Source organism: Kocuria sp. PD6 (assembly GCF_031844145.1).
Taxonomy (GTDB): Bacteria; Actinomycetota; Actinomycetes; order Actinomycetales; family Micrococcaceae; genus Kocuria; species Kocuria marina.
The window spans coordinates 1-9,197 of sequence record NZ_JAUZUS010000025.1 but is presented as its reverse complement, the minus strand read 5'-3'; the positions used below and the strand labels follow the sequence as shown (position 1 = coordinate 9,197).

General features: G+C 61.5%; 13 protein-coding genes. All 13 read right to left on the bottom strand.

Annotated features, from left to right (window positions below; all coding sequences use genetic code 11):
- Nucleotides 1-140: 140 nt before the first annotated feature.
- Nucleotides 141-1,028 (bottom strand): polysaccharide deacetylase, encoded by an 888-nt coding sequence (locus Q9R22_RS13095; protein ID WP_131333040.1) that lies wholly within the window; start codon nucleotides 1,026-1,028, stop codon nucleotides 141-143.
- A 229-nt stretch (nucleotides 1,029-1,257) separates the two neighbouring features.
- Nucleotides 1,258-2,307 (bottom strand): MFS transporter, encoded by a 1,050-nt coding sequence (locus Q9R22_RS13090; protein WP_165489796.1) that lies wholly within the window; start codon nucleotides 2,305-2,307, stop codon nucleotides 1,258-1,260.
- Nucleotides 2,308-2,336: 29 nt separating this feature from the next.
- Nucleotides 2,337-2,771 (bottom strand): multidrug efflux SMR transporter, encoded by a 435-nt coding sequence (locus Q9R22_RS13085; RefSeq protein WP_131333038.1) that lies wholly within the window; start codon nucleotides 2,769-2,771, stop codon nucleotides 2,337-2,339.
- Nucleotides 2,772-2,811: 40 nt separating this feature from the next.
- A complete protein-coding gene (locus Q9R22_RS13080) occupies nucleotides 2,812-3,132 on the bottom strand; it encodes a multidrug efflux SMR transporter (protein WP_131333037.1) in 321 nt (106 codons plus the stop codon).
- 36 nt (nucleotides 3,133-3,168) lie between these two features.
- A complete protein-coding gene (locus Q9R22_RS13075; RefSeq protein ID WP_131333036.1) occupies nucleotides 3,169-3,657 on the bottom strand; it encodes a nucleoside deaminase in 489 nt (162 codons plus the stop codon).
- Complete coding sequence (locus Q9R22_RS13070) at nucleotides 3,654-4,274, bottom strand: DsbA family protein (RefSeq protein WP_131333035.1); 621 nt, start codon at nucleotides 4,272-4,274, stop codon at nucleotides 3,654-3,656. Before Q9R22_RS13070 ends, Q9R22_RS13075 begins: the two co-directional genes overlap by 4 nt.
- 91 nt (nucleotides 4,275-4,365) lie before the next feature.
- A complete protein-coding gene (locus tag Q9R22_RS13065) occupies nucleotides 4,366-4,845 on the bottom strand; it encodes a MarR family winged helix-turn-helix transcriptional regulator (protein WP_242670427.1) in 480 nt (159 codons plus the stop codon).
- 32 nt (nucleotides 4,846-4,877) lie between these two features.
- On the bottom strand, nucleotides 4,878-5,651 hold the full coding sequence (locus Q9R22_RS13060) for a maleate cis-trans isomerase (RefSeq protein WP_131333034.1): 774 nt from the start codon (nucleotides 5,649-5,651) through the stop codon (nucleotides 4,878-4,880).
- A 16-nt stretch (nucleotides 5,652-5,667) separates the two neighbouring features.
- On the bottom strand, nucleotides 5,668-6,333 hold the full coding sequence (locus Q9R22_RS13055; protein WP_131333033.1) for a transglutaminase family protein: 666 nt from the start codon (nucleotides 6,331-6,333) through the stop codon (nucleotides 5,668-5,670).
- A complete protein-coding gene (locus Q9R22_RS13050) occupies nucleotides 6,330-7,463 on the bottom strand; it encodes an acyl-CoA dehydrogenase family protein (RefSeq protein ID WP_165489795.1) in 1,134 nt (377 codons plus the stop codon). Before Q9R22_RS13050 ends, Q9R22_RS13055 begins: the two co-directional genes overlap by 4 nt.
- A gap of 10 nt (nucleotides 7,464-7,473) precedes the next feature.
- Nucleotides 7,474-7,848, bottom strand: a complete 375-nt coding sequence (locus Q9R22_RS13045; RefSeq protein ID WP_131333031.1) for an ectoine synthase — start codon at nucleotides 7,846-7,848, stop codon at nucleotides 7,474-7,476.
- 56 nt (nucleotides 7,849-7,904) lie between these two features.
- Complete coding sequence (locus Q9R22_RS13040; RefSeq protein WP_131333030.1) at nucleotides 7,905-8,165, bottom strand: acyl carrier protein; 261 nt, start codon at nucleotides 8,163-8,165, stop codon at nucleotides 7,905-7,907.
- Between the two features lie 3 nt (nucleotides 8,166-8,168).
- Nucleotides 8,169-9,197, bottom strand: a 1,029-nt coding sequence (locus Q9R22_RS13035; protein ID WP_311254294.1) for an AMP-binding protein, incomplete at its 5' end; no start/stop codon positions are given.

Here is a 9,197-nt window from a genome sequence, read left to right as displayed (position 1 = left end):
CTTGGGCAATGAATCTGGAAGCACTTTCCGTCACCCTCTCGGGTGAGGACTCCGCTAGCTGGGCGACATTCCCCGGCTGGGGCCGCCAGAGAGAAGCTATTCATCTGGCGGCTCCCACCCCAGGTGTCTTCTGAGGGCCATCAGGCCTGATTGCGAGGGAAGCGCTGCTTATAGTCGACCGCGACGTCCTTCATGGACATAAACTCGACACCGTCATGCTTTGACATGTGTTCGATGAACCGCTCCAGCATCAAGAGGTTCTGTGGGCGACCGCTTACATCCGGATGGATTGTCATAGGGAAGACGGCGTAATCCATCTCTCGGTAGACCCAGTCAAACTGATCCCGCCACAGGGCCTCAATTGCCCGCGGAGTTACAAATCCGTGGCTGTTCGCGCTTCCCTTGACGAACATCATGGGCGGTTGATCATCTAGGTACCAGCTAGCCGGGATCTCGACCAGATCGGTCTCTGTGCCGCGCACGAGTGGCTTCATCCATTCCTTCGCAGAAGCCGCCCCATAGTCGATCGGCGTCCATTCATCCCCGGCGCGCACATAGTACGGCGTGTGATCGTGGTGCATGAGGGAGTGGTCGTAGAGGAATCCACGCTCGCGCAGGATCTTGTGGGTGGCCTTTGAGAACTCCCACCAAGGCGCAACGTAACCCAGCGGCCGCTCTCCTGTGCGTGACTCGAACAGCTCCAAGCAGTAGTCGGCGACCTCTGCCTCCTGCTCCGGCGTCATCGACAGCGGATTTTCGTGGCTATACCCGTGCATACCGACTTCGTGACCCGCGGCTACCGTTGCCTCGAACTTATCGGGAAATGTCTCGATCGAGTGCCCAGGCCAGAACCAAGTCACTGGAATCCTACGATCGTTCACTAGTTTGAGCAGTCTTGGTACGCCAAACTCTCCCGCAAACATCCCACGGGAAATGTCACTGGGGGAGTCCTGCCCGCCGTACGAACCGAGCCATCCCGCGACGGCGTCCACATCGATACCAATTGATACCATGATCTTCTTTGACATTTCGTCTGCCTCCTTAGTGGTTGCCGCTTACCTATTCGCAACCTTTGGCTTACGCGTTCAATCACTTCGTGGTGGCACAGGTATAAGAATTCCTCGTGCCCTATCGGCGTATCCGTATTCCACTGTCGTTGTTGGATGGATACTGATTCTCTTCTTCTGAGAACACTTCTTTCCTGTTTAGGGATCTGACTGTGGTACTTGAAAAATGAGCAGATGATGCGGTTTGCAACTAGCCTTGAATCGTCACCCATCCAGCGGCAAGTGCGCCAATGCCTAACCCACCATCGAAGGCGATGTTCCATCCTGCGCTGGCAGTTTCCGTTGCGCGAGGGGTCCGGGCACGTCGCATCATGGCGGTCAAGGCAGCCGTCTGGCCTACACCTGAGGCAAATCCGATCACTGCTACGGCAACGAGGATGCCCAGATGAGAGGTGATGACAGCGAAGCCCACCGTCGACAGAGCGAGGAGCCCGACTGCCAGTACCAGGATGACCAGTGGTGGGTACCGATCGGAGAGGTGTCCTCCGACCAAGCGGCCTGGTGCCAAGCACACCTGGATGACCAATGCTGCCAGGACGGGCAGCCAAGCGCCGCTTGTGGTGCCAACAGAGGACAGCACGGCGGCGTAGAGGCTCACTGCAAGGAGGTGACCAAGCAGGCTGATACTGACAACAACAATAGCGGAGGAAGCCCGCTGGGCAGCTAGTGGGCCCGTGGATGTCGATTTCGCGGGTGCGTCAGCTGCTTGTGAAATAGAACCGTCCTCTGTCACTGTCTTCGCTTGCCTCGCAGGAATGAGGGCGCACAGGGCGAAGGCGCAGCCGACGATGGCGACGGCCAGTTGGCCTCCGTGCTCGACGGCGTAGAGGCCGATCGGAGCGCCCAATGCTCCACCCGCTGCCGAACCGAAGCCGTATGTACCCAGGGCGCGGCCCGTCTGCCCCGGTGCCGCTTGCTCCTTTACCCAGACGGTGCTCATCACCACGAAGACCCCGAAGCCGAGACCGAGGAGGAGTGAACCTGGCCACTGGTTCGCCACCGGCAGGATCGCACTTCCCACCCCCATGGACGTGAGTGCAAGCATGACGGCGAGGCGCCGGTTCTTGATCCAATTCCGTCCCAGGAGCAGGAGTGGTTGGACGGCGACGACAACCAGCATCACGATGCCGACGCGGGTGCCGGCTGAGATGCCCGTTCCGTCGAGAGTGCTCGATGCGGTCGTGTAGAAGGTGTAGAACGCGGCGAACCCGCCGCCGGCTGCCGTGGCGATTCGAACCACGGAGCGGGCGGGGGCAGGCCGACGCGATGTCACTGGTGCTGTTCCGGGGCCGCGGTGGCCAGGCCATCACTCTTCTTCGCCTCGAGCTTCGGGCTGTCGGCGAGCTTGAGCCAGATGACACCGCCGATGATGACGGCCAGCCAGAAGCCCTTCACGAGGGTAAGGGTCTCATCAAAGAAGACGGGCCCCAGTAGGGCAGCGCCGACGGCGCCGATGCCGGCCCAGACGGCGTAGCCGATGCCCACGTCGATCTTCTTCAGAGCCACACTGAGGAAGAATAGAGTGAATAGGAAGAAGACGATCGCTACGAGGGACCAAGTGAGGTTCGTGAAGCCTTCGCTGCCGTTGACGCTCAGGGCGTATCCGACTTCGAATCCTCCGGCGAGCAGTAGTGCCAGCCAGGGGCCGGCCTTTTTTTCGGTGGTTTCCGGGGTGGTGGTGTCGCGGGTCGCAGTGGTGGTCATGACTGCAGTCCTTTCTTAAGACGGGGCAAGGGAGAGCGATTTAGGCAGTACCGGCGAGGTTGAGCCCGACGACGCCTGCGATGACGACGCCGATACCCAGCAACTTCTTCCAAGTCAGTTTCTGAGAGAGGAAGAGCGCGCCGAGGATGACAATCCCGACGCCTGCCAGGGAGGTCCACAGCGCATAGCCGACTCCGACGTCGAAGGTCAGTAGGGCCAGACTGAGGAAGAAGGTGGCGATGCCACCGCTGACGAGGGTGGCGATGCTCCACCAAAGTTTGGTGAAGCCTTGTGCCTTTCCGGCGGAGATGCCGACGGCGACTTCGAAGATGACGGCGATGCCGAGGTAGAGCCAACTCATGGTGAGTGTCCTTTCAAGGGTGCACAGGAGCGCTGGTCAGCGTCCGTGATTGTTCTGTGTCTGGAGGTATCGCGAGAACGGCTCGTTGCCGCGCTCGGTGGGCAGATGATTGAAGACGGCGGATCGGAGCCCATCGGTGATACCCAGTGAGGGATAGCTAGTGCGATAGTCGAATCCCCAGTCGGCGACGACGTCACGGTCGACGGCCACGTAGATGGCATCGATGCCGTGGTCGAGAGCAAAGCGATAGCACAACCCGCAAGGTTCGCCGGTGGCCAGCAGTGTGGTTCCGGATAGATCCTCCCGGTCGTCCTCCTCGAGGACTTCACGCATGGCGACGATCTCGGCGTGAGCACATGGGTCGCGAGTCTCGCGAACGCGGTTGACTCCGAAGTCGGAGATGATGCCCGAGTCATCGACGACCACGCCGACGAAGGGCAGCCCCCCGGCCTCGACGTGCTCCACACACCTCTCCACGGCCTGGTCCATGACCTCGACGAGGACGTCCGGGGATGATGTACTCATGAGCGAACCTCGCTCGTGGCGGCTTCGGCGACCAAGTCGTCGACGGTCTTCTTCAGCCGTGTGGCGCTGGGAACCCCGGCCAGAAGGTGACCGTCGATCATGATGCCCGGTACGGAGGTGACCCCGACGGCGTTAACCGCATAGTCCTGGTCGGCCTGCTGCTTGGCCCGTCGGTCCTCGCTATGCAGAGCGGCTTTCACATCGCTCGCGTCAAGACCCACCGAAGTGGCGACGTCAACGACCACGTCGTCATTGCCGATGTTGCGGTCGTCCTGGAAGAACGCCTTGAACATTGCCTCCGAGTACGCATCGGCCTTGCCGTGCTCTTGGGCCAGCTGGAGCACCATGAACGCCTTCTCGGTGCGTGGCTGGGGTGAGATTGTCGGGAGACTGATTGGGACATCGAGGCGCTCGGCCATCGGGTAGACCGCGTCCTTCCAGATCCGCGGAAGATAGTCGTCTTCGGGCCGCAGAGTAGGAACAGGGTCAGGGCGTAGCTCGAATGGGCGAATGGTCACCTCGACGTCGCGGTCTTGCTTGAGCTCTTCGATTGCTCCCTCCACGAGGAAGCAGAAGGGGCAGACATAGTCGACAAAAACATCAATCTTTGTAGTCATGGATTAGTCCTTTCGGTTCAGAGATTGCTAAGGGTGCATGTGCATGCATGTATATGGGTAGAATTCAGCCCCGGATCACGGGGTGAGACTCTTAGGAGATGAGCTTGCTGATCGTCTCGAATGACTGGTCGAGATCAACTAGATCCAGCTGCGGGTACTGTTTGGCAGCACCGCTGAGAAGCTCGCAGATCTTAGTTTCGTATGGTTCGCGGATCTCCGTTACGGCGTCGAGGCCGGCGTCAGTGATGACCGCGAAGACCCCTCTCCCGTCGTCCGGGCAGGTGTCCCGGAACGCCAGTCCCTTCGTCTCCATGCGCCCGACCAGTCGAGTCACCGAGCTCTGGGTGAGGCCGACCCGATTTGCGAGCTCGGTGATCCGCAGCTCCCGATCGGATGTCCGGCTCAGATGCAGCACGGCCCGGTACTCTGTGAGGCCGATGTTGTAGTTATCGACCAGCCACTTGCCCAGTGTGGCGTCGACCGCGGCGACGATCGCCGCGACCTGCGCCCACGACGCGCTGAGGTTGCGGGCCGGGGGGGTCTCTACTGACTCGGAAGATTCCATGTACATGCACGTAATACTATCATGGGCGTTCTTCCAGGTCACCCCTGGGCGAAGAGGCATCCGTATCCTCTCACCTGCGACCTCAGATCGGTGCCCTCCAGGCTGGCCCATACGAGAACCTGGTTGGCGGTGAGGACGGTGATTCCCAGATGACGTTCGAGGTAGTCGATCGCGCCGATGGCTCGCTGCCCGTTGCCTGCGATGAACACGGTCTCTGCGCCGGTGTCTGCGACCAACTTCTCCACCGCGGCGGCCATGGAGGCCGGGTCGATCGTCAGCGGACCACCGACCGGGCCACTGGGCGTTGCTGAGATGATGTCCAAGCCCTGATTTCGGAAGTAGGAGTCCCCGGCAGCGCAGAGCTCCTCGTCGAACCAGGAAGGGGCCATGACCGCGATCTTCTCCAGCTCAAGCTGTCGAATCGCTGCGCTGGCCGCCGTGCCGGTGGTGTTCAGCCTGATTCCATGGCTGACCCCGGACAGTCTCGCAAGCAACTCCCGCTCGCGCTCGGCTCCGATCTTGAACGAGGAGCTGGTGAAGGCCAGCCCAATCGCATCCAGCGGTGAGCTGGAGAGGCTCTCGACCGTGCGATCGATGATTTCCGGCGCGATGAACTGCAGGACCGGGTCATGGGCGATCTTCTCGTCGATCGTCCCGCCAGGGTGCATCGGGCTGAAATCGACACGGGCTCCATGGATGGTGCTGCGCGTGCCGGTGAGCATCGCCTGTGCTTCGGCCTCCGGACCGATGTCAGCGTGAGGGGTGACGATCCCGAGCTTGAAGTCGGATTCCCAACCGTCGTATTTCCACATTTGCGTGTCTTCCTTTCTAGTTCGGCAGCGGCGTTCCGGCCAGGCTGAGCGAGGTCGGTGTCCGCCCATGATCGGTGACCATCTTCGGGTGCTTGGTCGCAATGGCTTCCAGCAGCTCGGCCATGGTCGGGTCGGAATAGGAGAGCTGCTCGCCCCGATAGTGCATCTTCGTGCTGTCACTGTTGCGCTGCTCGATGGCGTCCCCACTCGGGTTGAAGCGGAGGACATCGATTCCGTAGAGCATGCACAGCAGTGTGTTGAAGATCGGAGCGGCCTTGATCCAACGACCGTTGAGGTAGATCCGTGCGTACCAGTGCAGGAACTCCTCGCCTCCGACAAGTTCATGCATTGCCGCGTCGGCGACGTGGTTGGTGACCACGTCAGAGCAGAGCACAGCAGGCACTCCCAGCCGGCGGCAGCCGGCAACGAACAGGATGCTCTTGTGCAGGCAGAAACCGGAGGGCTCGTCGACAACGCCGGAGGCGCTGAGGTCTGTGTTCAGCGGGACGTTGAAGACGTTGTAGTCGATCGTGTCGCGAACTGCATCGTGCAGGCGCTCGACAGCCTTGGTGATGTTCGTTTCGCTGTAGCAGCCGGCCTCTTCGACGAACCGGCAGACGGCAGGGTCCTCGTAATCGAAGACCGCGGTTGCGTCCGTGAGCTGCGGGTCGTGGGTGATCATGAGGTCACTCCCAACATGGTGGCGATCTTGGTGCGCAGGAGGTCATTCGAACCGGAGTAGATCGCTCCGGGGATGGCATCGAGCAGGAACGTGGGCAGCGGTGATGTGGCCAGGTAGCCGTTGCCACCGTGGACTCGGATGGCGTTGATCGCTGAGTCGACGTTGGCCTCGCTGATGAAGACCTTTGCCGCCGCGATCGGGATGGTGACGTCCTCAAACCCGTCCAGGCGTTCAGCGATCGACTCCAGGAGGGCCCCGCCGAGCTCGATGGCCATCTGCGTCTCGACGATCCGGTCGGCCACCAGCTGGTTGCTGCCAATGCTGGTACCGAACTGCTTGCGGTCGTTGACGTAGCGGACCGAGCGGGAGACCAGTTGTTCCATCTCGCCGATGTTGCCGGCGAAGGCGAGCAGGATCTCGCGTTTCATGACCTGGTCGAGGATGAGCAGTCCGGCGCCGGTGTGGCCGATGCGGTTCCGAACCGGCACCTGCACGCCCTGCAACGAGACTTCACCGATGGGGGATGTGCTCAGTCCCGCCGTAGGCATGGGCTGTGAGGTATCGACGCCAGGCCACCCGGTCTCGATGAGGAACGCTGAGAGCCCCTTGTCGACGCCGTCTTCGACGGTCTTGGCGTAGACGACGAGAGTCGAGGCGATCGGCGCGTTGGTGATGAACCGCTTGGTGCCGTTCAGTACGTAGTGTCCGTCTCGAAGGCTCGCCGTTGTGGTCATGCTCATCACGTCGGAGCCTGCTTCAGCTTCGGTGATGGCGTGACCGCCGATGGCGTTTCCTGTCTCGGCTGCAGGCAGGTAGCGTTCTTGCAGTTCCTTGTCCGAGAAGGCCCGCAGACAGTAGATGGTGCTGGCCAGTTGGGTCACTGCTGAGAAGGTCAGGCCCCGGTCCGGGCTGGTACGCCCGAGCTCGCGTATCCGGCCGATGGCGGCCCGCATTCCGCTGCTTCCGATACCTTCGGCAGCGAGGGTGCTGAACAATCCGCTGGCCGCCGTGGCATCCCACAGTTCAGTGGAGAAACCTTCTGCCCGGGAACGCGAGGTGGCGGAGGTGCGATCGCGCAGGTGGTCAAGGAAGCCCGACCACGGATCGTCGGTCAGTGTGGTGGTGCTCATGCTCGCCTCCTCAGTAGGTGCTGAAGCCGCTGGCGCTGAGGACATGCTTCTCGTCCCCGCGGATCGGCGGGTTGAAGATGCTGACGAGCTCGAGGTCCTCATGATCTGACGCGCGCAGGTAGTGCGGCTCGTTGCCGTCCAGGACGTAGAGCACGCCAGGGGTGACCTCGAAGAAGTTGCCCTCGGTGTCCTCGACGTTGCCCGAGCCGCGGATGCAGTAGCAAGCTTCGAGGTTCTTCTGGTACTCGAGCTTCGACTCGGTGCCGGCTCGCACGAGAGTGTGGGCGACGGCGAAGCCCATGTTGTCCTTCTCGACCAGAAGGCGGTGGCTGGTGCCGTTGCCCCACTCGACGGCGGAAACGTCATTCTTGGACCTGGTGAACATGGTGATACTCCTTCTAATTTGGGTTGGTGTGTCTGATGGTTGAGGAAATGCGTGGACTAGGCAGTCACGGAATCGGTGCGGTTGGTCTCGATGAACCCGACGATGCCTTCTGGCGTCTTCAGCTCATCGGGGTTGATCGGGATGGTGTTGATCGGGATCTTGTAGGTCCTCGCGCACCAGCCCAGCAGCTGGACGGTGGTCACGCTGGTGAGGATGCCGGTACTCAGCAGATCCACGTCGGAGGGCAGCTGGTCTGCCGTGATGTCGGTGGCGAAGGTTTCGACGATGTACTGCTTGACGTCGTTGATGGTGGGCATGAGTTACTCGCTTTCTACTCGGGACTTGATGGTGGGAAGATCTGGTTTTCCATTGCCGTTCAGCGGGAACGGTCCGGCGAATGCATGGAGCTGGTTCGGCATCGCGAAGGCGGGCAGAGTCGCGCTCATCGCCATACGTAGCTGCAGTCCGGTCATGGCAGTGCCATGGTCCGGAGCGGTGTAGGCCATGTGCAGTTCTTCACCGGATGTAGTGCCTGTCAGCCAAGCGCAGGCCATACCCACCAGCCCTGTCCGGCGCGCGGCGTTCTCGAGTTCTTCGAGGTTGACGCGCTGACCTCGGACCTTGACCATGCGATCGCGTCGACCCTGGTACATCAGCTGTCCGTTGGCCCAGAGGGCTTGGTCCTTCATCGGATAGAGCGCATCGGCTGTCACGGGCAACGGTGTGATCGTGCCATCGTGTATGTAGCCTTCAGCCATCCATGGGGTGCGTACGAGCAGCTCTCCATGAGTTGCCTCAGCAGCCTCGTGGAGTGGCTGGCGATCACCGCCGGCATCGAGGTAGATCTCGCAACCGGCAATCGGCACGCCGAGCGGCAACATCTCAGTGCCGGCGAACTGCTGGGCTGTGAGCGTTTCGATGAGGCAATCGTTGACCTCGGTTGCGCCGTAGACATTGTGGAAGGTCGCCTCGGGAAAGAGATTGGCCGCGGCGGCCCGCGCTGGCTGTGCGACGACTCCACCGGTGAGCACGATATTGCGAACCGAGGGGTAGGTCGTGCTTCCTGCGGCATTGATCAGCGCGTCCAACGTCGATGGCACGACCTGGACGAAGGTCGGTCGGTGCTCATCGAGGAGGCGCACCAGGTAGGCGGCGTCGTGCAGTCGTGCGGCCTCGGCGGCGACCGCGGTGCCGCCGGAAGACAGAACTGCCCAGGTGTCCAGTAGGGAGACATCGAAGTTCCAGGGACTCAGGCTCAGGGAGACGGTCGCCGCGTCGAAGCTGAAGTAGTCCTGGCCCCACTGGAGGAACTCGACAAGCCCTGCGACGGGGATGGCGACGAGTTTTGG